At 71.9% G+C, this 24,421-nt stretch carries 23 protein-coding genes; 15 read left to right on the top strand and 8 right to left on the bottom strand.

The features are described from left to right. The first annotated feature begins 13 nt into the window (after window positions 1-13). The 3 genes from secG (at window position 14) to KJS59_RS27930 (ending at window position 2,158) form a co-directional block, all read left to right on the top strand. Entirely contained in the window at window positions 14-274 is a 261-nt protein-coding gene (gene secG, locus KJS59_RS27940; RefSeq protein WP_213456475.1) for a preprotein translocase subunit SecG, read from the top strand. A gap of 152 nt (window positions 275-426) precedes the next feature. Continuing rightward, window positions 427-771 carry an RNA polymerase-binding protein RbpA gene (locus tag KJS59_RS27935; protein WP_213456472.1) on the top strand — a complete coding sequence of 115 codons (345 nt, stop codon included), beginning with the start codon at window positions 427-429 and terminating at the stop codon, window positions 769-771. Between the two features lie 367 nt (window positions 772-1,138). Further along, on the top strand, window positions 1,139-2,158 hold the full coding sequence (locus KJS59_RS27930; RefSeq protein ID WP_213456470.1) for an ABC transporter substrate-binding protein: 1,020 nt from the start codon (window positions 1,139-1,141) through the stop codon (window positions 2,156-2,158). A 762-nt stretch (window positions 2,159-2,920) separates the two neighbouring features. On the opposite strand, the gene KJS59_RS27925 is transcribed toward KJS59_RS27930, so the two are convergent. From KJS59_RS27925 to tkt, 7 genes are read right to left on the bottom strand one after another with little or no spacing between them, the layout of a single operon-like run. After that, complete coding sequence (locus KJS59_RS27925) at window positions 2,921-4,186, bottom strand: MFS transporter (protein ID WP_213456468.1); 1,266 nt, start codon at window positions 4,184-4,186, stop codon at window positions 2,921-2,923. Between the two features lie 42 nt (window positions 4,187-4,228). Continuing rightward, a complete protein-coding gene (gene pgl, locus KJS59_RS27920) occupies window positions 4,229-4,999 on the bottom strand; it encodes a 6-phosphogluconolactonase (RefSeq protein WP_213456466.1) in 771 nt (256 codons plus the stop codon). Continuing rightward, window positions 4,996-6,012, bottom strand: coding sequence for a glucose-6-phosphate dehydrogenase assembly protein OpcA (locus KJS59_RS27915; protein ID WP_213456464.1), 1,017 nt, complete (start codon window positions 6,010-6,012; stop codon window positions 4,996-4,998). The genes pgl and KJS59_RS27915 overlap by 4 nt, the downstream gene beginning before the upstream one ends. Before the next feature lie 34 nt (window positions 6,013-6,046). After that, complete coding sequence (zwf, locus tag KJS59_RS27910; protein WP_213456462.1) at window positions 6,047-7,564, bottom strand: glucose-6-phosphate dehydrogenase; 1,518 nt, start codon at window positions 7,562-7,564, stop codon at window positions 6,047-6,049. Between the two features lie 10 nt (window positions 7,565-7,574). Further along, entirely contained in the window at window positions 7,575-9,209 is a 1,635-nt protein-coding gene (locus KJS59_RS27905; RefSeq protein WP_213456460.1) for a glucose-6-phosphate isomerase, read from the bottom strand. Beyond that, window positions 9,206-10,384 (bottom strand): transaldolase, encoded by a 1,179-nt coding sequence (gene tal, locus KJS59_RS27900; RefSeq protein WP_213456458.1) that lies wholly within the window; start codon window positions 10,382-10,384, stop codon window positions 9,206-9,208. Before tal ends, KJS59_RS27905 begins: the two co-directional genes overlap by 4 nt. A 27-nt stretch (window positions 10,385-10,411) precedes the next feature. Beyond that, the gene (tkt, locus tag KJS59_RS27895) at window positions 10,412-12,562 is read right to left on the bottom strand and encodes a transketolase (RefSeq protein ID WP_213456456.1); all 2,151 of its coding nucleotides are present in this window, start codon (window positions 12,560-12,562) and stop codon (window positions 10,412-10,414) included. Between the two features lie 576 nt (window positions 12,563-13,138). Between tkt and KJS59_RS27890 the strand changes: the two genes are divergently transcribed. The 3 genes from KJS59_RS27890 (at window position 13,139) to KJS59_RS27880 (ending at window position 15,762) form a co-directional block, all read left to right on the top strand. Beyond that, window positions 13,139-14,083 (top strand): heme o synthase, encoded by a 945-nt coding sequence (locus KJS59_RS27890; protein WP_376771285.1) that lies wholly within the window; start codon window positions 13,139-13,141, stop codon window positions 14,081-14,083. Between the two features lie 362 nt (window positions 14,084-14,445). Continuing rightward, window positions 14,446-14,775: a hypothetical protein gene (locus tag KJS59_RS27885; protein WP_213456452.1), complete on the top strand. Its 330-nt coding sequence runs from the start codon at window positions 14,446-14,448 to the stop codon at window positions 14,773-14,775. A gap of 54 nt (window positions 14,776-14,829) precedes the next feature. Continuing rightward, the gene (locus KJS59_RS27880) at window positions 14,830-15,762 is read left to right on the top strand and encodes an ATP-grasp domain-containing protein (RefSeq protein ID WP_213456500.1); all 933 of its coding nucleotides are present in this window, start codon (window positions 14,830-14,832) and stop codon (window positions 15,760-15,762) included. 16 nt (window positions 15,763-15,778) lie between these two features. Here the strand turns inward: KJS59_RS27880 and KJS59_RS27875 are convergent, their stop codons facing one another. Beyond that, window positions 15,779-16,747 carry a COX15/CtaA family protein gene (locus tag KJS59_RS27875; RefSeq protein ID WP_249715015.1) on the bottom strand — a complete coding sequence of 323 codons (969 nt, stop codon included), beginning with the start codon at window positions 16,745-16,747 and terminating at the stop codon, window positions 15,779-15,781. Window positions 16,748-16,835: 88 nt separating this feature from the next. Here KJS59_RS27875 and KJS59_RS27870 point away from each other — a divergent pair, with 88 nt between their 5' ends. The 9 genes from KJS59_RS27870 to KJS59_RS27830 all read left to right on the top strand — a co-directional run bounded on the left by KJS59_RS27870 (window position 16,836) and on the right by KJS59_RS27830 (window position 24,392). After that, window positions 16,836-17,675 (top strand): helix-turn-helix transcriptional regulator, encoded by an 840-nt coding sequence (locus KJS59_RS27870; protein ID WP_283775908.1) that lies wholly within the window; start codon window positions 16,836-16,838, stop codon window positions 17,673-17,675. Beyond that, a complete protein-coding gene (gene sufB / locus KJS59_RS27865) occupies window positions 17,672-19,102 on the top strand; it encodes a Fe-S cluster assembly protein SufB (RefSeq protein WP_213456445.1) in 1,431 nt (476 codons plus the stop codon). The genes KJS59_RS27870 and sufB overlap by 4 nt, the downstream gene beginning before the upstream one ends. 43 nt (window positions 19,103-19,145) lie before the next feature. Continuing rightward, window positions 19,146-20,321: a Fe-S cluster assembly protein SufD gene (sufD, locus tag KJS59_RS27860; protein WP_213456443.1), complete on the top strand. Its 1,176-nt coding sequence runs from the start codon at window positions 19,146-19,148 to the stop codon at window positions 20,319-20,321. Next, window positions 20,318-20,653, top strand: coding sequence for a non-heme iron oxygenase ferredoxin subunit (locus tag KJS59_RS27855; RefSeq protein WP_249714998.1), 336 nt, complete (start codon window positions 20,318-20,320; stop codon window positions 20,651-20,653). Before sufD ends, KJS59_RS27855 begins: the two co-directional genes overlap by 4 nt. Continuing rightward, complete coding sequence (sufC, locus tag KJS59_RS27850; protein ID WP_213456441.1) at window positions 20,650-21,423, top strand: Fe-S cluster assembly ATPase SufC; 774 nt, start codon at window positions 20,650-20,652, stop codon at window positions 21,421-21,423. Before KJS59_RS27855 ends, sufC begins: the two co-directional genes overlap by 4 nt. Before the next feature lie 17 nt (window positions 21,424-21,440). Next, window positions 21,441-22,745, top strand: a complete 1,305-nt coding sequence (locus tag KJS59_RS27845) for a cysteine desulfurase (protein WP_213456439.1) — start codon at window positions 21,441-21,443, stop codon at window positions 22,743-22,745. Beyond that, complete coding sequence (gene sufU, locus KJS59_RS27840; RefSeq protein ID WP_213456437.1) at window positions 22,745-23,203, top strand: Fe-S cluster assembly sulfur transfer protein SufU; 459 nt, start codon at window positions 22,745-22,747, stop codon at window positions 23,201-23,203. The genes KJS59_RS27845 and sufU overlap by 1 nt, the downstream gene beginning before the upstream one ends. Further along, on the top strand, window positions 23,200-23,574 hold the full coding sequence (locus KJS59_RS27835; protein ID WP_213456435.1) for a metal-sulfur cluster assembly factor: 375 nt from the start codon (window positions 23,200-23,202) through the stop codon (window positions 23,572-23,574). The genes sufU and KJS59_RS27835 overlap by 4 nt, the downstream gene beginning before the upstream one ends. A gap of 161 nt (window positions 23,575-23,735) precedes the next feature. Beyond that, window positions 23,736-24,392, top strand: a complete 657-nt coding sequence (locus KJS59_RS27830) for a response regulator (RefSeq protein ID WP_376771284.1) — start codon at window positions 23,736-23,738, stop codon at window positions 24,390-24,392. Window positions 24,393-24,421 lie beyond the last annotated feature (29 nt).

Raw genomic sequence — 24,421 nt, 5'->3', positions numbered from 1 at the left:
GAATAAGCCGATCATGTCGATCGCGTTCGCGTACACGTTGATCGTGTTGCTCGTCATCACGAGCTTTCTGCTGACCCTCCTGATCCTGCTACACCGCGGCAAGGGTGGCGGCCTGTCGAGCATGTTCGGCGGCGGGGTCACGTCCAGTCTGGCCGGCTCGTCGGTGGCCGAGAAGAACCTCGACCGGTACACCGTTCTGGTCGGTATTGTCTGGTTTGCCTGCATCGTGGGCCTGGGTCTCTGGCTGAAGCTGGCCACGAGCGGCGCGGTCTGACCGGTAGTACCCGACACACCCGACAAGTCGTAGACTCTGCGCGCGGCCGGCAACTTCGGTCGCGCGCAGTGCCTTTTCCGGGCACCGCTTCACCGCGCGCCGCCAGCCGACCCCCGGCGGCGGCACCCCTCCGCGACAGGAGCGAGCACGCCGTGGCAAGTGGCAGCGCCATCCGAGGCAGCCGAGTCGGCGCCGGGCCCATGCGCCCGACCGAACGCTGCGAACCCGCCCCCCGCGCCGAGATCACGTACTGGTGCGGCAACGGGCACTCCGTTGAGATCCTGATGGCGGCCGATGCCGCCCCGCCGGCCACCTGGGACTGCCCCCGATGCGGCCGTCCTGCGGGCCGGGACGCGGCGAACCCGCCCGGCGCCGCCCGGGCCGAGCCGTACAAGTCCCACCTGGCGTATGTGAAGGAGCGGCGCAGCGAGGCCGACGGGGCCGCGATCCTCGCGGAGGCCCTGGCCCGCCTGCGCCAGCGCCGGGGCGAGATCTGATCGTCCACCGCTGATCCCACGCGTCGTCCACCATGGATACGCGGGGCGCTTCGGGCTGCCCTGGGCCCGGCGCTTTAGGCATGGTTTGTGGGGGCTGCGGCCATGGCGGTCGGTCACGTAATCTGTGGGCGCTTTGGGCTGTTCCAGAGCGCAAGGAGCGGATACGATCCGGCGTTGTGATGCGGTCGGCCACGGCCCCCACCGTCCGTCGGGGCCCCGGGAGGCATTGAATATGATCGCATCGACCCATTGATACTGCTTGGCTGCGCCCCGCTCTGCTCCACCCCCGAACGGGAGCTAAACCCCTCTCGAAAGGATCGAGATTCTTGGACGCGCAGGACTTCCCCTACAACCGGGAGAGTGCGAAGTGAAGCGAACTCTGGTCGCGGTTGCCGCGCTTTCCCTCCTTCTTGCCGGCTGCGGCTCCGGTGACAAGCCGGCCAGCGGCGACGGTGGCGGCGACGGGCAGCCGACCAAGGTGGTCTACCTGACCGCGTTCAACGCCGCCGGCCGCGACGCCTACGCCTGGGTGGCGCAGGAGAAGGGCTACTTCGCCGAGGCCGGCATCGAGGTCGACATCCAGCTCGGCTCGGCGGTCGACAAGAATCTGCAGGCCCTGTCCGCCGGTCAGGCCCAGTTCGTCTCGCTGGACAGCACCGGCGCGATCATCACGGCCGGCAAGAAGAAGGCGGATGACTTCCGGCTCATCGGGGTGATCCACCAGCAGACGCTGGTCTCGATCATCTCGCTGGACCCGAGCATCAAGCAGCCGTCCGACCTGGCCGGCAAGTCCCTCGGCATGGCCACCGGCAGCGTGAACCAGCTGCTCTTCCCGGCGTTCGCCCAGCTCGGGAACCTGGACCCGAAGTCGGTGGACATCAAGAACATCGCCATTCCCCAACTCGTGCCGAACCTGGTGGGAGGGAAGGTCGACGCGCTGTCCACGTTCCTCATCGGCGAGCCGGCCATCAAGGCCGCGGCGACCGCGCAGAAGAAGCCGCCAACCACCTCGGTGATCCCGTACGGCAACTACCTGCGTGACCCGCTCGGCAACGCGCTGGCCACCAGCACCAACATGATCAACTCTAACCCGGACCTGGTGAAGCGGTTCCGGGGGGCGATCCTCAAGGGACTCCAGTACACGATCGACCACCCGGAGGAGGCCGCGCAGATCCTGCACAGCAAGCAGCCGGCGACCTCGGAGCAGGCGGCGCTCGGCGAGATCAAGTCCATGACGCCCTACGTCACCTCTTCGCAGGCCCCGATGGGCTCGGTCTCCGAGGACCGGATCGCGAAGGTCATCTCGGTGCTCCAGGGCCTCGGGCTGTTCGAGCCCGGCCTGACCCCCAAGGATGTCGCCGACTTCACGATGATGCCGGCAACCTGACGCGTTAGCGCACGCGAGAGGGAGGCGGCCCTCCCGGGCCGCTTCCCTCTCGCGGATGTCCGATGGGCCACCTCGGCTCGGCTGATTAAGGTGCGCTCGTCAGGATCCGGCATGGCTATCTCAGAACCCCGGTGCTCATGGTGCATGATCCGGTTTCGGAACAGCCGCATGGTCTCCAAGTTGTCGTACAGGTCTCGGCGCCGCCCCCGATAGTGCGGAAACGCCCGGTGAAGGCAGGGCACCCAGAGCCGCCGATCGTACTGCGAGTGCCGGTTGTTGCTAAGCACGGTCCACCAGTCGTCCCGGGCATAGGACGAGCGAAGTTCGTCGTGCAGCGCGTTGCGGAGTGCGACCTCCAAGCAGTGCAGCGGCCCGTAGAATGCCCCCGAGATCTGGACGTTCCACCAGTAGAGACGCTCGGCAGCCAGGGCGTCTCCGTTCGCTGCTCGGGCATAGGCGTCCAGTCGTGGTAGCGACAACGCCTTGCTCATCCAGGCGGAGAACGGCGCGCTCATCGGTGTCTTCCACTGGGCGCCGAGGGGGATTCGTGCTAGCTTTGGGCCGTACGCCCCGGGTCCGCCTCTGCCTAGCATGCCGCCCGGGGCACGGCTCTGTTCGGACGTCCTATCGCACGCTCGTCCGACCGACTCGAATCACCCTACCGAGAGCTCGGATGCACAACGCCGTCATGCTACGGCGACTTGTGTACAGCGAAGGGGCCCGGGTCGCGAGGGTGGGGCACATGGCGGCTGCCGTACCGTACTAAGCGGCGGGGGCCGGGGCGGTGGCGGGGGACGGTCGGTCGGCGTCGGCGTGGGCGATGCTGGTGAGCTGGCGCCAGAGCAGCACGACGAACAGGGCCGACCCGCCGAAGGCGAACCAGAACGGCGCGGTCACGCCGAACCGGGTCGCCAGCACGCCGCCGACCGCCGACCCGACCACCAGGCCCCCGTACACGCAGACCACGTTGACGCTGCCGACCCGGCCCTGCAACTCCGCCGGTACCGCGCGCTGGCGGATGGTGATGGAGGTCGTACCCCAGATGAACGCGTGGGCGCCGAACACGAAGAAGACGAGCAGCGCGATCCACGGCGTGGTGACCACGGCCAGGGCCAGGTGGGTGAGCGTCTCGATGATGAGGCCCACCCGCATGATGTTGCCGAGGCTGACCCGCCGGGTGATGGGGCCGTAGAGGGCGGTGCCCAGCAGCCCGCCGACCGCCGAGGCGGTGGTCAGCAGGCCGAAGCCGACCGCGCCCATGTGCAGCCGGTCGGCGGCGTAGAGGACCAGGATGGACCAGGCGGCGCCGAACGTGACATTGAAGATCAGAATGGTCAGCGCGAGGGTGCGGACCGCGGCGTGGTTGGCCGTCCAGCGGAAGCCCTCGGCGATGTCGCGGCGCAGGCTGCTCCGCCGCTGCGGGTCGCGGCCGTGCCGCGGCAGGACGACCCGGGAGATCAGCAGCACGCCGAGCGCGGTGAGCACCGCCTCGGTCAGGAACGGCCAGGCCCGGCCGGCGGCGAAGATCGCCGCACCGATCGGCGGGCCGGCCAACTGGTTCAGCGTGATGAAGCCCGTCTGCAGCCGGGAATTCGCGAGCGCCAGGTCGTCCCGGTGCACCAGCATGGGCGCGAGCGTGCCGGCGGCGTTGTCGGCGAACACCTCGGCGGTGGCGATGACGCCGAGCCCGAGCAGCGCCACGACGACCGACAGCGAACCGGTGAGCAGCGCCACGACCAGCAGGGTCAGCACCACCGCCCGGCTGCCGTCGGCCACCGCGATGATGCGGCGGCGGTTCAGGCGGTCGGACAGGACGCCGGCGGACAGGCCGAACGCCAGCGGTGGCGCCCAGCGCAGCAGGGCCGCCAGCGAGATCAGAAACGGGTCGTCGGTCAGCGAGGCCACCAGCAGCGGACCGGCGGCGACGGCGATCCCGTCGCCGAGGTTGGTGACCCAGGAGGACGCCAGCAGCCAGCGGTACCCGGTGCTGAGCCGCGCCGGGACCAACGCCTCGACGATCGTGCTCACCGGCGGGACGCTACTCGGCGCCCGGACCGCCCGTCAGCCGATTTACCGCAGGCTGCGGAAGCGGGGGTGGACGTTCTCGGCGGCGTCCCGGTCCAGGAGCCAGACCGTGTGGTCCACGCCGTGCACGCCCGCGCACGGCACCTGGACCGGTCCGGCGCCCTCCAGTGCCATGCTGACCGGCGCCGCCTTGTCCTTGCCGGTCACGATCAGCCAGACGTCCTCCGCCGTGTTCAGCGTCGGCAGCGTCAACGTGATCCGGACCGGTGGCGGCTTCGGGCTGCCGCGCACGGCGCTGACCGGACGGGTCTCGTACGCCACCGGGTGCTCCGGGAACACCGAGGCGACGTGGCCGTCCTCGCCGACCCCGAGCAGCAGCACGTCGAGGTGGGGGAGCGTGGCGTTGCCGGGGCGGGCCGCGGCGGCCAGTTCCGCCGCGTAGCGGGCGGCGGCCGCCTCGGCGTCGTCGCCGTCCGGACCGTCGGACGCGGGCATCGGGTGCACCCGGGCGGGATCCAGCGGCAGCGCGTCCAGCAGCGCCTCGCGGGCCTGGGTCTCGTTGCGGTCCGGGTGGCCGGCGGGCAGGAACCGCTCGTCGCCCCACCACAGGTCCACCCTGGACCAGTCCACCGCGTCCCGGGCGGGCAGGTCGCGGACCGCCCGGTACACGGCCCCGGCCACCCGGCCGCCGGTCAGCACCGCGGTGGCGGTGCCCCGCCCGGCCTGGGCGTCGATCAGGCGCACGATGAACCGGGCGGCCACCGCCTGCGCCAGCACGTCCTTGTCGGCGTGGACGACCACGCTGGTCTCGCTCATGCCGCCGACCCCTTGGGCCCGGCATGCGCGCCGTTGTCGCCGTTGGCCAGGCGCTTCTCCGCCGGGTCCTTCCACACGTGGACCCGGGTGGGCGGCCGCCGGTCCAGCCGGCGGACGCCGGTGGCCGCACTCAGCGCGCTGGAGTAGATGACGTCGGCGTCCAGCCGTCGCAACTCCTCGGCCAGTTCCTCGCCGAGCGGGCGGCGGACCAGCGGCAGCTTGCGGTCGCCGTGCCCGGTGTGGCTGAACGTGGCGGTGTCGTCGTCGCGGGTCAGGCAGAGCGCGTCGCCGTTGGCGCTCTGCAACTCCACCGCCCGCATCCGCCGGTAGCTGGTGGGCTCCCACTCCGGCCGCACGCCCAGCCGGGCGGTGAGCCACCCGGCCATCAGCGCGGCGGTCGGGTCCGAGGCGGGCGCCGTGACCTTCGCCCCGACGATCTTCGCCTCGGCGGTGTCGAACGCGCTGGCGACCAGCGTCCGCCACGGGGTGATCCGGGTCCACGCCAGGTCGGTGTCGCCGGGCGCGTAGTCCTGGGCGCGCAGCCGCAGCGCGGCGATCGGGTCGGGGCCCTGCGCGACGTCGGTGATCCGGCGGTCGGCGACCACGCCGAGGAAGTCGGTGGCGATCTGCTCCGGCGGCTCGCCGTGCCACCATGTCACCACCGGCACGTCCGGCACCAACAGGGGGAGCACCACCGACTCGGCGTGCAACGCCAGCCGGCCGTGCATGCGCATGACGACCGCCTCGCAGGGGCCCAGCCGGCCGCCCACCACGATCTCGGCGTCCAGGCGGCTGTTCTCCCGCTCTACATCGGACCGCACGACCATGAGCAGCCGGCACGGGTGCGCCGCGGCCGCTATGGTGGCGGCGGCCTCGGCCTCGCGGACCCGCTTCTCGTCCACGACCACGATCAGGGACAGCGCCATGCCGCTGGCCACCCCGCCCGCGCTGCGCCGCTCGGCGGCGAGCGCCTTCACCACCTCGTTGCCCGTGGTGTCCCAGAGCCCGATCATGAATTCTCTCCGTCGGTCGTCGCGGCCCGGCCCGTCATGCCCGCCGCCATGCCCGGCCCTCGCGGGCGAGCATCTCGTCGGCCTTGCGCGGGCCCCACTCCCCGGCCCGGTACGGCTCCGGCGTGGTGCCCGCCCACGCCTCCTCCAGCGGGTCCACCACGTGCCAGCTCTGCTCCACCTCCGCCGAGTCGGGGAACAGGGTCCGGTCGCCGACCAGCACGTCCAGCACCAGTCGCTCGTACGCCTCCGGGCTGGACTCGGTGAACGCCTCGCCGTACTGGAAGTCCATCGCGATGTCGCGCAGTTCCATCGTGGTGCCCGGAACCTTGGAGCCGAACTTGAGCACCACGCCCTCGTCGGGCTGGACCCGGACGACGAGTTGGTTGTTGCCGAGCATCTCCACGTCGGCCGGGTTGAACGGCAGGTGCGGCGCCCGCTTGAAGATGATCGCGATCTCGGTGACCCGGCGCGGCAGGCGCTTGCCCGCGCGGATGTAGAACGGCACCCCCGCCCAGCGACGGTTCTGGATGCCCAGCTTCACCGCCACGTACGTCTCGGTCGTGCTCCCCGCCGGCACGCCGGGTTCCTCCAGGTACCCGGACGCCCGCTCGCCGGCCACCCAGCCGCGCAGGTACTGGCCGCGCACCGAGTCGGCGGACACGTCCGTGGGCAGCGCGATCGCCCTGAGCACCTTCAGCTTCTCGGCCCGGATCTCCGCGGCGTCGAAGCTGGTCGGCTCCTCCATCGCGGTCAGCGCGAGCAGTTGCAGCAGGTGGTTCTGGAGCACGTCGCGGGCCGTGCCGGTGGCGTCGTAGAAGGCGGCCCGGCTGCCGATGCCCACGTCCTCGGCCATGGTGATCTGCACGTGCTCCACGTTGCGGTTGTTCCAGACCGGCTCGAACAGGGCGTTGGCGAAGCGCAGCGCCAGGATGTTCTGCACCGTCTCCTTGCCCAGGTAGTGGTCGATGCGGAACACGTCCGGACCGGTGAACACGTCGTCGACCAGGTCGTTGAGCGCCTTGGCGGAGGCCAGGTCGGTGCCGAACGGCTTCTCCACCACCACCCGGCGCCACCCGCCGGACTTGGTGTTGTCCGCCATGCCGGTGCGGGCCAGTTGCTTGAGCACCACCGGGAACGCGGACGGCGGGATGGAGAAGTAGAACGCCGCGTTGCCCGGGATGCCGTGGCTGTCCCGCAACGCGTCGAGGGTCTGCGCGAGCCGGTCGAAGGCGGCGTCGTCGTCGAACGCGCCGCCCACGAACTTGATCTCGGCGGAGATGCGCGCCCAGACCTCCTCCCGCCACGGCGTGCGGGCGTGCGCCTGCGCCGACTCCCGGGCCAGCGACTCGAAGTCGCCGTCGACCCAGTCCCGACGGGCGAAACCGAGCAGGACGAAACCCGGGGGCAGCAGCCCCCGGTTCGCCAGGTCGTAGATCGCCGGAATCAGCTTCTTGCGGGCCAGGTCGCCGGTGACCCCGAAAATCACCAGCGCGCACGGCTCCGGGATGCGGGGGAGCCGGCGGTCTTGCGGGTCGCGCAGCGGGTTGGCCACGTAAGGTCTCCTACAGGGTGCGTGCGGCAGCCAGCACCTGTGCCAGGCCGGCGGCCCGGTCGGTCAGGTGCAGCCGGAGCACCGGCCGCTGCCGGCCGGTCAGGGCCTGGCGGTCGCCGGCGGCCTGCGCCGCCTGCAACTGTCCGAACGAGTACGGCTTGCCCGGCACGGGCAGGTCGCCGGTCACCGCACCGGTGATCTGGAGGAACGTGCCGACCTGCGGGCCGCCCTTGTGGTACTGGCCGGTGGAGTGCAGGAACCGCGGGCCCCAGCCGAACGTGACCGGACGCCCGGCGGCGGCCGCGAGCAGCGGGCGGAGTTCCGCCGCCGCCGCGTCGCCGAAGCGGTCCAGGTACACCATGACCGCAAGATAGCCGGAATCGACCGTCTCCGTGAGCAACCAGCGCAGCGCGGACGCCAGATCGTCGCGGATACTTCCGGCCCCGTACACCTCGACGGCGCCCGTCGTGAACGCCGGCGTCCCGGCCGGCGCACCACCGGCCAGAATCCGGTTGGTGTTCTCCTTGGACTCGGTCACGTTGGGCTGGTCGAACGGGTTGATCCCCAGCACCCGCCCGGCCACCGCGGTCGCGTACTCCCAGGCGAGGAACTGCGCGCCCAGCGGGCCGTTGACGGCCACGTCCGGCGGGACACCCCCACCCAGCACCGCACCCGGCCCCAACGAACCGCCGGTGCTGACCGTCAGCACGTCCGAACCGCTGGCGCCGGGGCTGTCCGGGGACTCGACCACGACGGGCAGGATCCCGATGCCGTTCTTGCCGGTGGACTCGGCGATGAGCTGCTCCGCCCAGTCGCCCAGGCCCACGATGCCGGTGCCGTCCGGCACCAGGGCGACCTTGTCCTGGCCGTTCCGCGCGGCCGCGCCGAGCGCCGCACCCAGCGCCAGCCCCGGGTTGCCCTGCTCGGCGGTCAGCGCCTCGGAAAGCTCCGCCGCCTGGTCCAGCAGTTCGGCCACGTCCACGCCGGCCAGCGCCGCGGGGACCAGGCCGAACGCGGTCAGCGCCGAGTACCGACCGCCGACGTCCGGGTCGGCCAGCACCACGTAGGCGCCCATCTCGCGGGCGGTGGCTTCCAGCGGCGATCCCGGATCGGTCACGATCACGAAGTGCCGGGCCGCCTCGGCCTCGGTCAGGCCCGCGTCCAGGAACGCCTGCCAGTACGCCCGGCGGTGGCTGTCCGTCTCCACCGTGGACCCCGACTTGCTGGACACCACGACGACCGTGCTGAGCAGCCGGTCGGCCAGCGCGATGCGGACCTGGTGCGGGTCCGTGGTGTCCAGCACGGTCAGCGGCCGGCCCAGGGTGCGGGTGATGACCTCGGGGGCCAGCGACGAGCCGCCCATGCCGGCGAGCACCACGTGGGTCAGGTCGGACAGCTCGGCCTTCAGCTCGGCGAGCTGGGGCAGCAACTCCCGGCCGCGGCGGAACGTGTCCACCCAGCCCAGCCGGATCTTCGCCTCGGACTCCGCCGCCGGACCCCACAGCGTCGGGTCCTTGGCGGACAGCTTCTCCGGCACGCCGCCGGCGACCAGCTCCTCCCGGGCCTGCCCGGCGCCGGGTACCCGGGCCGCGCCGAAAACCGCCAGGCCGGCGGCCGCGGCGACGTCGTCCAGCGGGTCGCTCATGCGTTGCCTCCCGCCTGCTCGGCCTTGCCGGCGTTGTCCCGGGCGGCCTCGCCCGGCTGGCTCGCCCCTTGGCCGGCCGCCGCCAGGGACTTGCGCACCCCGTCCAGCAGCTCGACCCAGCTCTGCTCGAACTTCTGCACGCCCTCGTCCTCGAGGGTCCGCACCACGTCGTCGTAGTCGACGCCGAGGCCGGCCAGCTTGTCCAGCAGCTCCCGGGCCGGACCGAACGCCGGGGTGACCGTGTCGCCCCGGGTCTCGCCGTGCTCCGCGTACGCGTGGATGGTCGGCTCCGGCATGGTGTTCACCACGCCTGGCGCGACCAGCTCCTCGACGTACATCACGTCCCGGTACTCGGGGTTCTTCGTCGAGGTGGACGCCCACAGCGGCCGCTGCGGGTGGGCACCCGCGCCGGCCAGCGCCTGCCAGCGCGGCGTGGAGAAGACCTTCGTGTACCGCTCGTACGCGAGCTGGGCGTTGGCGATCGCCGCCCTGCCCCTGAGCGCCTTCGCCTCGTCCGAGCCGATCTTCTCCAGGCGCTTGTCCACCTCGCTGTCCACCCGGGACACGAAGAACGAGGCGACCGAGCCGATCGAGGACAGGTCGTGCCCGTTGGCCCACGCCTGCTCCAGGCCGGCCAGGAACGCCTCCATGACCTGCTCGTAGCGCTCCAACGAGAAGATCAGCGTCACGTTCACGCTGATCCCCTGGGCGAGCGCCGCGGTGATCGCCGGCAGGCCCTGCCGGGTCGCCGGGATCTTGATGAACAGGTTCGGCCGGTCCACCAGCCACCACAGCGCCCTGGCCTCGGCGACGGTCCGCGCCGTCTCGTACGCCAGCCGCGGATCCACCTCGATCGAGACCCGCCCGTCCACGCCGGAGGACGCGTCGTACGCCGGGCGCATCACGTCGCAGGCCCAGCGCACGTCGTACGTGGTGAGCATGCGCACCGCCTCCTCGACGGTGACGCCCCGGGCGGCCAGGTCGCGCAGCTGCTCGGCGTAGGTGTCGGAGTCGGCGAGGGCCTTGGCGAAGATGGTCGGGTTGGTGGTGACCCCCACGACGCGCCGCTCGCGGCGCAGCGCGTCGAGGCCACCGCTCACCAGTCGCTGCCGAGAAAGGTCATCGAGCCAGATCGCCACACCCGCGGCGGACAGCTCGGCAAGCCGGTCGGTCATCGCTGCCTTCTTCCTCTTCTCCTGCGTCTAGTTGCCGGTCGTGGAGCCCTTGATCGCGCCCACCCGGGAGAGCGAGGCGTGCGCGGCGGCGACGATCCGGTCCGGCGTGAACCCGAACTGCTCGAACAGCACCTGGTACGGCGCGCTGGCCCCGAAGTGCTCGATGGAGACGCTCTCGCCGGCGTCGCCGACCAGGTCCCGCCACGACATCGCGATGCCCGCCTCGACGCTGACCCGCGCCTTCACCTCGGGCGGCAGCACCGTCTGCCGGTACGCCGGGTCCTGCGCGTCGAACCACTCGCGGCACGGCATCGACACCACCCGGGTGCTGGTGCCCTCGGCCTCCAGCCGCTCCCGGGCCGCCACGCACAGGTGCAGCTCCGAGCCGGTGCCGATCAGGATCACCCGCGGCTTGCCGTCCGAGCCGTCGACCAGCGTGTACCCGCCCTTCATGACGCCCTCGGCGGAGGCGAACCCGGACCGGTCGAAGGTGGGGATCGCCTGCCGGGTCAGGGCCAGCGCGGTGGGCTGGTCCGTGTGCTCCAGGGCGGCCCGCCACGCCCACGCCGTCTCGTTCGCGTCCCCCGGCCGGACCACGGCCAGCCCCGGGATCGCCCGCAGCGCGGTCAGCTGCTCGATCGGCTGGTGCGTCGGCCCGTCCTCGCCGAGGCCGATCGAGTCGTGCGTCCAGACGTAGATGACCGGCAGCTTCATCAGCGCGGCGAGCCGCACCGACGGTCGCATGTAGTCGCTGAACACCAGGAACGTGCCGCCGTACGGGCGGGTGCCGCCGTGCAGCACGATGCCGTTCAGGATGGCGCCCATCGCGTGCTCGCGGATGCCGAAGTGCAGCGTGCGGCCGTACTCGTCGCCGGGGAACGCCTTGGTGGCGAACTCGGCCGGGATGAACGACGGCTCGCCCTCGATCGTGGTGTTGTTGCTCTCCGCCAGGTCCGCCGAGCCGCCCCACAGCTCCGGCAGGCGCGGCGCGATCGCGTTCAGCACCTTGCCGGACGCGGCGCGGGTGGCGATGCCCTTCGGGTCCGCCGGGAACTCCGGCAGCGCCTCGTACCAGCCCTCCGGCAGCGTGCGGGTGGACAGCCGGTCGTGCAGCGCCTTGCCGTCCGGGTTGGACTCCGCCCAGGCGTCGTACGCCCGCTGCCACTCGGCGCGGTCGGCCCGGCCCCGCTCCAGCGCCCGCCGCGTGTGCGCGAGCACCTCGTCGGTGACCGGGAACGAGGCGGTCGGGTCGAAGCCGAGGAGCTTCTTCGTGGCGGCGACCTCGTCCGCGCCCAGCGCCGAGCCGTGGATCTTGCCGGTGTTCTGCTTGTTCGGCGCCGGCCAGCCGATGATCGTGCGCAGCGCGATGAACGACGGCCGGCCGGTTTCCGCCTTCGCCGCCCGCAGCGCCGCGTACAGCGCCGCCGCGTCCTCGTGGTACTCGGCGCCCGAGTCGGCGTCGCCCCGGCGCCAGTCCACCGTCTGCACATGCCATCCGTACGCGGCGTAGCGGGCGGCGGTGTCCTCGCTCTTGGCGATGCGGGTGTCGTCCTCGATGGAGATCTCGTTGTCGTCGTAGATCAGGACGAGGTTGCCCAGCCGCTGGTGCCCGGCGAGCGCGCACGCCTCGTGGCTGATGCCCTCCTCCAGGTCACCGTCCGAGGCGATTACGTAGACGTGGTGGTCGAACGGGCTCTCGCCGGGCGCCGCCGCCGGGTCCAGCAGCCCGCGCTCGCGCCGCGCCGCCATCGCCATGCCGACCGCGTTGCCGACGCCCTGACCGAGCGGACCCGTCGTGGTCTCCACGCCGGCCGTGTGCCCGTGCTCCGGGTGCCCCGGCGTCAGCGAACCCCACTGCCGCAACGCCTTCAGGTCGTCCAGGCTCAGCCCGTACCCGGTCAGGTAGAGCTGGATGTACAGAGTCAGGCTGGAGTGGCCCGCGGAGAGCACGAACCGGTCCCGGCCCGGCCAGGCCGGATCCGCCGGGTCGTGCCGCATGACCCGCTGGAACAGCAGGTGCGCCGCCGGTGCCAGGCTCATCGCTGTGCCGGGATGCCCGTTGCCGGCCTTCTCCACGGCGTCGACGGCGAGCACCCGGGCGGTGTCGACCGCCCGCCGGTCCTGCTCGGACCAAGTCAATTCGGTGTCCACGGCGGTCCTGTTCCCCCTGCCTGTCATATCGTCCTGCTCTTATCGAACCCTACCCACGGGCGGCACCGCACATGCGGCTGCGAGATGCCCGACCGCTGGGACATGATCTTCGTCCGCGTCCCCCGCGAGTAGGTACGGAAGGCGCGCCCGGAACGTTGTGGGTGTCGCACAGGACACGTCCGCCGGGGTCGCGTCGCAGTCCGGCTCCGCGCGCCCGCCGCATCGACCACGGTCGCGGCCCGCGCCCCGATCTCGCGATCTTGGACTTGTGGCGGTCGGCTTGGCCTGGTTCGCAGCCTTTGTCGCCCACCTCGGGCGCCGACACGAGGCGCCCCGATGGCGCAGAGCCGTGGCCAACCACCGCCCTCGGGCGGCGTCGAGGTCATCGACGATCAGGTGCGGAGCGGCGCCACCGGGCGGGGCGCAGCTCTCGATCCGCTGGAAAAGTCCGAAAGCCGAGACCCACCGCCACTCCAAGATCGGCGAAGGGTCCCGCCCCGGCGCCGGCCGGTGGTTCGGGCGGGGACCCTCGTTGGTGTCGCGCGCGCCACCAACCGGCGGTCCCCGGCGGGAACTACTACGCGCTGCCGTACTCTGGCCCGGGTGACCACGCTCGCCACCCAGCCCACCGACGCCGTCGCGGTATCCGACCAGCCGGCACCGCCCGCCGCTGTGCGGTCGCCGGGGGCGGTGTTCCGGGCGTACCTCGCTCTGACCAAGCCGCGGATCGTCGAGCTGCTGCTGATCACCACGGTGCCGGCGATGATGCTCGCCGCCGGCGGGCTGCCCGGGCTGAAGGTGGCGATCGTCGTACTGATCGGCGGCGCCCTGGCCGCCGGCGGCGCGAGCGCCCTCAACTGCTACATCGACCGGGACATCGACCAGGTCATGCGGCGCACCTCCCGCCGCCCCCTGCCGGCGCACACCGTCTCGCCGCCGGCCGCGCTGGTCTTCGGCCTGGCCCTGAGCGGCATCGCGGTCGCGCTCATGGCCGCCTTCACCAACCCGCTCGCCACCGCGCTCACGGTCGGTGCGATCGTCTACTACGACGTCGTCTACACCATGTGGCTCAAGCGGACCACGCCGCAGAACACGGTGTGGGGCGGCATCTGCGGCGCCGCGCCGGTGCTGATCGGCTGGGCGGCGATCACCGGCGGGCTGTCGGTCCAGGCGTGGCTGTTGTTCGCCATCGTGTTCCTGTGGCAGCCGCCGCACTTCTACGCCCTCGCTGTCAAGTTCAAGGCGGACTACGCCCGCGCCGGCATCCCCATGCTTCCGGTGGTCCACTCGATGCGCCGGGTCGGCTTCGAAACCGTCGCGTACTCGTGGCTGACGGTGCTCGCTTCGCTGGTCCTCTGGCCGTTCGGCATGACCCCGCTGTATGGCGTGGCCGCCGTGGTGCTGGGCGCGCTCCTGCTCCGGGAGGCCCACGGCCTCGCCAACCGGGCCCGGCGCGGCGAAGCGGTCAAGCCGATGCGCCTGTTCCACTGGTCGATCACGTACCTGACCGGCCTGTTCCTGGCGATCGCCATCGACGCCCTGCTCTGATACCTCGCTTGCCCGTCCGCTTCCCCGCCGTCGCCTGCACGCAACGGGCGGGGTTTTCGTGCAGGTTGAGCCGGATGGGCCGATTTGGGGCTGATCCGACCGCGGTCGGCCGCCCGTCGGCGAGTGGGGGAATCTGCCCGTCTTGCCCCGTATTGTCAGGGAAACGCCGCTAGTATTCGGTGAGCGGGTTACGGGCTCGTCGAGCGGCGCGGTCGTCCGATTTGTCGCGGCTAGCGGGCCGGATTTAGTCAAATATGTCCGCAAGAAAACGGCGGTCGAGCACTAAAAGGTCCCCGTAATAGGGGTCACAAATGTCGAATAGTTGGCCCCCCGGCCACCTCGCGTCTGCTTACGCTGCGGGCATGGCAGATGGTTCCGATTCGACCCTGACCGCCGACCGGCCCGCCCCGCCGCCGAGCGACCTCGTCGCGGGGATCAGGTCGTTCGCCGCCGGCCACGGCGGCGCGAAGGCGGTCATCGAGTACGTGGGCCGGCGGGGTGCGCGGATCGTCCTCGTTGGGCAGGACGGCGCCTGGGCCGACCAGTTCGCCGACGACACGGACGTGGCCCGGCGGGCCTGCGAGAGCGCGGGCGTCGAGGTCGAGAACGAGTGGGAGCGCGAACTGATGGAGCAGATGCGCCCCAGCAACGACCTCTGGCGCTCGATGGCCAGGCGCTCTCTGGCACGCTGATCGAACGCAAGCACGCTGATCGAACGCAAGCACCGAAACCTCAGGACGAACACCATAGATACCGATAATCCAGGAGCGACCCGGAGGGGACTCCGGGTCGCTCTCGTTTCCTGCACCGCCCTACCCGACCTGGACCCGGACGACCGGCTGCTGCTGACGCCGCTGGCGCACCTCGGCGTGCGCGTCGAGGCGGCGGTCTGGAGCGACCCGGTGGTCGACTGGACCAGCTACGACCTGACGGTGATCCGTTCGCCGTGGGACTACCCGACCCGCCGGGACGCCTTCGTGACGTGGGCCGAGAAGGTGGACGGGCTGGCGAACCCGGCCGCCGTCATCGCCTGGAACACCGACAAGCGGTACCTGCGTGAGCTGGTCGCGGCGGGGGTGCCGGCGGTGCACACGCAGTGGGTGGCGCCCGGCGAGGCGTGGGCGCCCGGCGATGCCGGCGAGTACGTGGTCAAGCCGGCGGTCAGCGTGGGCAGCCGGGACACGGGCCGCTACGACCTGGCCGACCCGGGGCACCGGCGGCTGGCCCGGGAGCACGTGGCGCGGCTCGGCGCCGCCGGCCGGACGACCATGATCCAGCCGTATCTGCGGGCCGTGGACACCGCCGGCGAGACCGCGCTGATCTTCCTGCGTGACCCGGCGGTGGGCCGGCTGGCGTTCAGCCACGCGATCCGTAAGGGGCCGATGCTGACCGGCCCGCATCTGGGCGTGAACGAGGGCCTGTACGTGCCGGAGGAGGTCTGCGCCCGTACGGCGCGTCCGGCGGAGCTGGCGGTCGGGGAGCGGGCCCTGGCGGCCGTGCCCGGCGGACCGGACCGCCTGCTCTACGCGCGGGTGGACCTGATACCCGGCTCGGGTGGCGAGCCGGTGCTGGTTGAGCTGGAGCTGACCGAGCCGTCGCTGTTCCTCGCCCTCGCGCCGGGAGCGGCCGACCGCTTCGCCGCCGCGATCGCCGCCCTGGCCACCGCTCGCCCCCGCTGACGCGTGGGGCGACGGGCTAGTGGGTCGCTTCGGCCGGCTGGCGGCGGTTGGCCGGGGCGTCCGCCTTCGCGCGGGCGACCGGAACGCCGCGGGTGGCGGCGAGGGCGGACAGGGTGGCCAGCCAGACCAGGCAGGCGCCGAACATGTGCAGGCCCACCAGGAGGATCGGCAGGTGGGTGAAGTACTGGGCGAAGCCGAGCACGCCCTGGCCCAGCACAACGATCAGCAGGACGGCGGCGGGGCGGGACGGCGCGCCCACGGCGCGCAGCGCGAGCCACAGCGCCACGGAGAGCCCCAGCAGCAGGAAGACCAGGTCGGCGTGGAACTGGGAGATGGACTCGGGGTCCAGGCCGTTGCGCTTGGCGCCGTGGTCGCCGGAGTGCGGGCCGCTGCCGGTGACCACCACACCGATGGCGATCACCGCGGCGCTGGCCGCCGCCGTCAGGGCGGCGAGGGTGTGCAGCGGTCCCGGCACCACGACCGGTGCGGTCGGGCCGGTGCGGCGCCAGAACGCGTACGCGGCGGTGATGACCGCGATCGAGCCGAGGAAGTGCAGCCCGACCACCCACGGGTTGAGGTTGGTGAGCACCGTGATGCCGCCGATGACCCCCTGTAGGGGGATGCCGAACAGCACCGCCGCGGCGAGCGTGCGTAGGTCGGGCCGGCTGCGCCAGGTGGCCACCAGGGCGGCGAGCGCGATCGCGCCGAGGACGAAGGTGAGCGTCCGGTTGCCGAACTCGATCACGCCGTGCACGCCCATCTCGGCGGAGGTGGTGTACGAGTCGGCGGTGCAGCGGGGCCAGGTGGGGCAGCCGAGCCCGGAGTCGGTGAGGCGGACGGCGCCGCCGGTCACGACCAGGCCCACGTTGGCGATCAGGGACGCGAGCGCCAGCCCGCGCAGCCCGTTGGGCGAGGAGAGGCGGCGCGCCCAGCGGCGGGCTGCCGGGAAGCGGTCCAGAACGCTCACGGCGCATATCCTACGCAGCGTAGTGGGCGGTGCCGGCGTGCCGGGTGGCATGCATCACCGGGGGACCCGTTTGCGGTGGTGGCCGGAAATTGGTAACACTTGCGTTGTGAAAAACGCGGCGCTGTTCTCCGCGACGGCCGGATCGGCCGCCGCTGGCGCCGCCGTGCCCTCAGCCGCGTCCCGCCGGCCGACCGGCGGCTCCGGGCGCGCCGCGACCAGAAACGCCGACCAGGCCGCCGCGAGCAGGACCGACGGGCGGACCCGGGATCGGGTCGTCGAGCTGCTGCTGGAGTGGGGTTCCGCGACCGCCGCGGAGCTGGCCTGCGAGCTGGGCGTCAGCCCGGCCGGAATCCGGCGGCACCTGGACGCGTTGCTCGCCGAGGGGCTGATCCGGGCGTCGGAGCAGCCCCGGCGCGGGCCGCGCGGGCGGGGGCGCCCGGCCAAGCGGTTCGCGCTGACCGAGGCGGCCCGGGAGACGCTGCCACACCTCTACGACGACATCGCCACCGCGGCGCTGCGCTGGATCGCGGATCGGGGCGGCGACGCGGCGATCGCCGAGTTCGCGGCGGCGCAGGTCGCCACGCTCGAGGAGCGGTGCCGGGCGGCGATCCGGGCGGCGGGGGAGAACCCCATCGCCCGGGCGGAGGCACTCGCCGCGGCCCTGACCGCGGAGGGTTACGCTGCCAACGCGTCGGCCATCGCGGCCGGCGGGCAGCTGTGCCAGCACCACTGCCCGGTGGCGCACGTCGCCGCCGAGTTCCCCCAGCTGTGCGAGGCGGAGACCGAGGTCATCTCCCGGGTGATCGGCACGCACGTGCAGCGCCTGGCGACCATCGCCCACGGCGACGGGGTATGCACCACGTACATCCCGGACCCCCGCCGGGTACTGCCCATTGCGAAGAATGACCGGACCGGCGACCCAGCCACCGTGAGGACAGATACATGACCGACCAGATCGTTGCGCCCATCAGCCAGGAGGAGCACCTCGCCGCGCTCGGCCGGTACGAGTACGGCTGGGCCGATCCGGACGCCGCCGGCGCCGGCGCGGCCCGGGGCCTCAACGAGGCCGTGGTGCGGGACATCTCGGCGAAGAAGGACGAGCCGCAGTGGATGCTCGACCTGCGGCTGAAGGGCCTGCGGCTGTTCGGGCGCAAGCCGCTGCCGGCCTGGGGTGCCGACCTCACCGACATCGACTTCGACAACATCAAGTACTTCGTCCGCTCGACCGAGAAGCAGGCGACGAGCTGGGACGAGCTGCCCGAGGACATCAGGAACACCTACGACCGGCTGGGCATCCCGGAGGCCGAGAAGCAGCGGCTGATCGCCGGCGTGGCCGCCCAGTACGAGTCCGAGGTGGTCTACCACAAGATCCGCGACGACCTGGAGGAGCAGGGCGTCATCTTCCTCGACACGGACACCGCGCTGCGCGAGCACGAGGACCTGTTCAAGGAGTACTTCGGCACGGTCATCCCGGTGGGTGACAACAAGTTCGCCGCGCTGAACACGGCCGTGTGGTCCGGTGGGTCGTTCATCTACGTGCCGAAGGGCGTGCACGTGGAGATCCCGCTGCAGGCGTACTTCCGGATCAACACGGAGAACATGGGCCAGTTCGAGCGGACCCTGATCATCGTGGACGAGGGCGCCTACGTGCACTACGTCGAGGGCTGCACCGCCCCGATCTACTCGTCCGACTCGCTGCACAGCGCGGTCGTCGAGATCATCGTGAAGAAGAACGCGCGGTGCCGGTACACGACGATCCAGAACTGGTCGAACAACGTGTACAACCTGGTCACCAAGCGGGCGGTGGCGCATGAGGGCGCCACGATGGAGTGGATCGACGGGAACATCGGCTCCAAGGTCACGATGAAGTACCCGGCGGTCTGGATGACCGGCGAGCACGCCAAGGGCGAGGTGCTCTCGGTGGCGATGGCCGGCGAGGGGCAGCACCAGGACGCCGGCGCGAAGATGGTGCACGCCGCGCCGCACACGTCCAGCACGATCGTCTCCAAGTCGATCGCCCGGGGTGGCGGCCGTACGTCGTACCGGGGCCTGGTGCAGGTGCTGGAGGGCTCCACCAACAGCCGCAGCACGGTCAAGTGCGACGCCCTGCTGGTGGACACGATCTCCCGGTCGGACACGTACCCGTACGTGGATATCCGCGAGGACGACGTGTCCATGGGGCACGAGGCGACGGTCTCGAAGGTCAGCGAGGATCAGCTGTTCTACCTGATGAGCCGGGGCATGACCGAGGACGAGGCGATGGCCATGATCGTCCGCGGGTTCATCGAGCCGATCGCCAAGGAACTCCCGATGGAGTACGCGCTGGAGCTGAACCGGCTGATCGAGCTGCAGATGGAGGGCGCGGTCGGCTGACCGCGCTGATCCCCGCCCGAAGGCTCAAGACACGGAAGAAGACATGACGACTGAGACCCTCGCGCCCCCGAAGACCAAGTCGCAGGCGCTGCGCTCGTTCGAGGTGACCGACTTCCCGGCGGTGACCGGGATGGCGGAGGAGTGGCGGTTCACCCCGCTCAAGCGCCTGGGTGACCTGGTGGCGGGCGACGGCACCGGCGCCGTCGGGCTGTTGCACGAGCAGGCCGACGTGCCGGCGCTCGTCACGGTCGAGCACGTGCGCCGGGAGGAGTTGGCCGGCGACCCGGTGCTGGTGCCGTTCGACCGGATCAGCGCGCTGGCCCGGGCCCGGTTCGGCGAGGCGCTGGTGGTCTCGGTGACCCGCCAGGCCGTGCTGGACAAGCCGGTCCTGCTGCGCACCAAGGGCCCCGGCGCCGGCGCGACCGCGTTCGGGCACACCCGGATCGAGGTCGGCGCGCTGGCCGAGGCGACGCTGGTGCTGGAGCAGGTCGGCTCGGGCACCGTGGCGGACAACGTCGAGGTGGCGGTCGGCGACGGCGCCCGGCTGGTGCTGGTCACGCTCGCCGACTGGGAGCCGGACGCGGTGCAGGCCCAGCACCTGAAGTTCCGGCTGGGCCGGGACGCGAAGGTCACCCACGTGCAGGTCACCCTCGGCGGTGACCTGGTGCGCCAGTTCACCACGGTCGAGTACACCGGGCGCGGCGGCGACGCGGAGCTGTTCGGCCTGTACTTCGCCACCGAGCTGCCGGCGGACCCCGCGAGCGGGGCCCGGCGCGGGCAGCACCTGGAGCACCGCCAACTGGTCGACCACACCGTGCCCGACTGCCGCAGCTACGTCGGGTACCGGGGCGCGCTGCAGGGCGAGGGCACGCACACGGTCTGGGTCGGCGACGTGCTGATCCGGTCCGCGGCGACCGGCACCGACACGTACGAGATCAACCGGAACCTGGTACTGACCGACGGCGCCCGCGCGGACTCGGTACCGAACCTGGAGATCGAGACCGGCGAGGTGGCCGGCGCCGGGCACGCGGCGGCGACCGGCCGCTTCGACGACGAGCAGCTGTTCTACCTGATGGCCCGGGGCATCCCGGAGCCGGAGGCGCGCAAGCTCGTGGTCCGCGGCTTCTTCGCCGAGCTGCTGAACAGGATCCCGGTGGTCCAGCTGCGCGAGCGGCTGATCGCCGCGATCGAGTCCCGGCTGACCGGGGCGGGCGGGTGAGCGCCACGATCCGCGTCTGCTCGACCGAGGACGTGCCGAAGGGCGGCGTGATCGCCGCCGAGATCGACGGCACCCCGGTCGCCCTGGTGCACGCCGACGACGACAGCTTCCACGCCGTCTACGACGAGTGCTCGCACGCCGCGGTGGCGCTCAGCGAGGGCGAGGTGGACGGCTGCACGCTGGAGTGCTGGCTGCACGGTTCCCGCTTCGACCTGCGCACCGGCCAGCCGACCGGGCTGCCGGCGACCGAGCCGGTGCCGGTCTACCCCGTCGAGGTCCGCGACGGCGACGTTTACATCAGCCTTACCCCGAGCAATGGAGTCACCCGATGAGCACCCTGTCCATCCGCGACCTCCAGGTGTCGGTGAAGCTGCCCAACGGCGAGCTGAAGCCGATTCTGACCGGCGTGGACCTGACGGTCCGGTCCGGTGAGACGCACGCCATCATGGGCCCGAACGGCTCGGGCAAGTCCACCCTGGCCTACTCGGTCGCGGGGCACCCGAAGTACGAGATCACCGGCGGCTCGGTGCTGCTGGACGACCAGGACGTGCTCGCGATGACCGTCGACGAGCGGGCCCGCGCCGGGCTGTTCCTGGCGATGCAGTACCCGGTCGAGGTGCCTGGCGTGTCGGTGGCGAACTTCCTGCGTACCGCGAAGACGGCGGTGGACGGGCAGGCGCCGAAGCTGCGCACCTGGGCCGGCGAGCTGCGCGGCGCCATGGAGCGCCTCCAGATGGACCCGGCGTTCGCCCAGCGCAACGTCAACGAGGGCTTCTCCGGCGGCGAGAAGAAGCGGCACGAGATCGTCCAGCTCGAGCTGCTCAAGCCGCGGGTGGCGATCCTCGACGAGACCGACTCCGGCCTGGACATCGACGCGCTGCGGGTGGTCTCCGAGGGGGTCAACCGGGTGCGCGCGACGGGCGAGACCGGGCTGCTGCTGATCACCCACTACACCCGGATCCTGCGCTACATCAAGCCGGACTTCGTGCACGTGTTCGTGGGCGGCCGGATCGTCGAGGAGGGCGGCCCGGAGCTGGCCGAGCGGCTCGAGGCCGAGGGGTACGAGCGCTACCTGGCCGGCGCCGGCCCGGCCGCGGTCTGAACCGCCGGGAGACACCGATGACAGCCACCGCCATCCCCCGGGGCATGCCGCAGTACGACGACGTGCCGCGCTACGACGTGGAGCGGGTACGCGCCGACTTCCCGATCCTGGCGCGGGAGGTCAACGGGCACCGGATGGTGTACCTGGACAGCGGCAACACCAGCCAGAAGCCCCGCGTGGTGATCGACGCCATGCGGGAGCACCTGGAGCGGCACAACGGCAACGTCTCCCGGTCGGTGCACACGGTCGGCACCGAGGCGACCGAGGCGTACGAGGGTGCCCGGGTGAAGGTGGCGGCGTTCATCGGCGCGCCGACCCCGGACGAGGTGGTGTTCGTCAAGAACGCCACCGAGGCGATCAACCTGGTGGCGTACGGGTTCCTGTCGTCGTCGCTCGACGTGGCGGGCGATCCCCGGTTCCGGCTCCGGCCCGGGGACGAGATCGTCATCTCCGAGATGGAGCACCACTCGAACATCGTGCCGTGGCAGTTGCTGTGCGAACGGACCGGCGCCAGGCTGCGCTGGTTCCGGGTCACCGACGCCGGCCGGCTGGACCTGTCCGACCTGGACACGCTGATCAACGAGCGGACGCGGCTGGTCTCGTACGCCCTGGTGTCCAACGTGCTCGGCACGGTGAACCCGACCTCGGCGGTCACCAAGCGGGCGCGCGAGGTGGGCGCGCTGGTGTTGTTCGACGGCTCGCAGGCGGTGCCGCAGTTGCCGGTGGACGTGACCGACATCGACGCGGACTTCCTCGCCTTCACCGGGCACAAGATGTGCGGGCCGACCGGCATCGGCGTGCTGTGGGGGCGGTCCGAGCTGCTCGCCGCGCTGCCGCCGTTCCTCGGCGGCGGCTCGATGATCGAGACGGTGACGCTGGAGCGCTCCACGTTCGCCCCGGCGCCGGCCAAGTTCGAGGCGGGCACCCCGCCGATCACCGAGGCGGTCGGGCTGGGCGCCGCCGTGGACTACCTGAGCGGCGTCGGCATGCGGGCCATCCAGTGGCACGAGAAGGAGCTGGCGGCGTACGCGTTGGACGCCCTCGCCACGGTGCCCGGGCTGCGGCTGTTCGGGCCGCGGACGGCGGTCGGCCGGGTCGGCACCCTCTCGTTCGACCTGCCGGGCATCCACCCGCACGACGTCGGTCAGGTGCTCGACTCGCTGGGCGTGCAGGTCCGGGTGGGCCACCACTGCGCCCGCCCGCTCTGCGTGCGGTACGAGGTGCCGGCGATGACCCGCGCGTCGTTCTACCTCTACACCACCTTCGCGGAGGTGGACGCGCTGGTCGACGGGCTGGCCCGGGTGCGGAAGGTGTTCGCCTGATGCAGATCGACCAGCTCTACCAGGAGATCATCCTGGATCACTACAAGCACCCGCACGGGCGCGGCCTGCGCGAGCCGTTCGCCGGCGAGGCGCACCACGTCAACCCCACCTGCGGGGACGAGGTGACCGTGCGGGTCGCCCTGGACGGCGACGAGCTGTCCGACATCTCGTACGACGGGCAGGGCTGCTCGATCAGCCAGGCGTCGGCGAGCGTGCTGCACGAGCTGCTGCGCGGGCGGTCCACATCGGATGCGCTGGCGGCGCACGAGGCGTTCGTCGAGCTGATGGGCGGCCGCGGGCAGGTGGAGCCGGACGAGGCGGTGCTCGGCGACGGCGTGGCCTTCGCCGGGGTGGCCCGCTACCCGGCCCGGGTCAAGTGCGCCCTGCTGCCCTGGATGGCCTTCAAGGACGCCACGGCGCGCGCCGTGGACGCCAGCAGTGAGGAGGTGGCGCGATGAGCGAGGAGATGGTGACCGCCGGCGAGGCGGCGCCGGCGGGCGGTGGCAAGGCGGCCGTCGCGGACGTCGAGGAGGCGATGAAGGACGTCGTCGACCCGGAGCTGGGCATCAACGTGGTCGACCTCGGCCTGCTCTACGGCGTGCACGTCGACGACGAGAACGTGGCCACGCTGGACATGACGCTCACGTCGGCGGCCTGCCCGCTGACCGACGAGATCGAGGACCAGGCGCGGATGGCGCTGACCAGCGGCCCGGGCGGCGGTGTGGTCAGCGACTTCCGCATCAACTGGGTGTGGATGCCGCCGTGGGGACCCGACAAGATCAGCGACGACGGCCGGGACCAGTTGCGGGCCCTGGGCTTCAACGTCTGACGTACCGGTAATTCGGTGGCCGGCTCCAGCAGGGGCCGGCCACTGCCTGTCCGTGACCGCGGCGCTCCAGCGCCATCATCGCCGTGCTCGCCCTGCGCCTCCTGCCCACCTGACCGTGCGGTGGGGACGGGTCGCCGGGGTCGCCGGGCGGTTGCCGCAGAATGGGTCCCGTGGCGGTACGGGTGGCGGTGGTCGACGACGACGAACTGATCCGGGTGGGGCTGCGGGCGATCATCGACGCCGCCGGCGACCTGGGTGTGGTCGCCGAGGCGGGCAGCGGGGCGGACGTGCCGGACCTCGTCGCGCGGTACCGGCCGGACGTGGTGCTGATGGACGTGCGGATGCCGGGCATCGACGGGATCCGGGCCACCGAACTGCTGCTCGCGTCCTCGGCCGAGCCGCCGCGGGTGCTGGTCATCACCACGTTCGAGAACGACGAGTACGTGTACGCCGCGCTGCGCGCCGGGGCGAGCGGCTTCCTGCTGAAGCGGTCGCGGCCGGCGGAGGTGGTGGAGGCGATCCGGGTCGTGGCGCGGGGGGAGTCGCTGGTGTTCCCGGCGGCGATCCGGCGGCTGGCGGGCGCGTACGCGGGGCCGGGCGGCGACCGGCTGCGCGGCGCCGGGCTGACCGACCGGGAGGCGGAGGTGCTGCGCCTGGTCGCGGCGGGCCGGTCCAACGCGGAGATCGCCGAGGAACTGGTGCTCGGTGTGGAGACGGTGAAGACGCACGTCGGCAACGTGCTCGCGAAGCTCAACGCCCGGGACCGGACCCAGGCCGTCATCGCCGCCTACGAGTCCGGCTTCGTCACCCCGGGCTGACGCCGGCGCCGTCGCCCGCCGACCGCGGG

This window comes from Rhizomonospora bruguierae (assembly GCF_018397995.1).
GTDB lineage: Bacteria > Actinomycetota > Actinomycetes > Mycobacteriales > Micromonosporaceae > Rhizomonospora > Rhizomonospora bruguierae.
The sequence above is the reverse complement of the archived record's forward strand: the minus strand, read 5'-3'. Positions and strand labels throughout refer to the sequence as shown.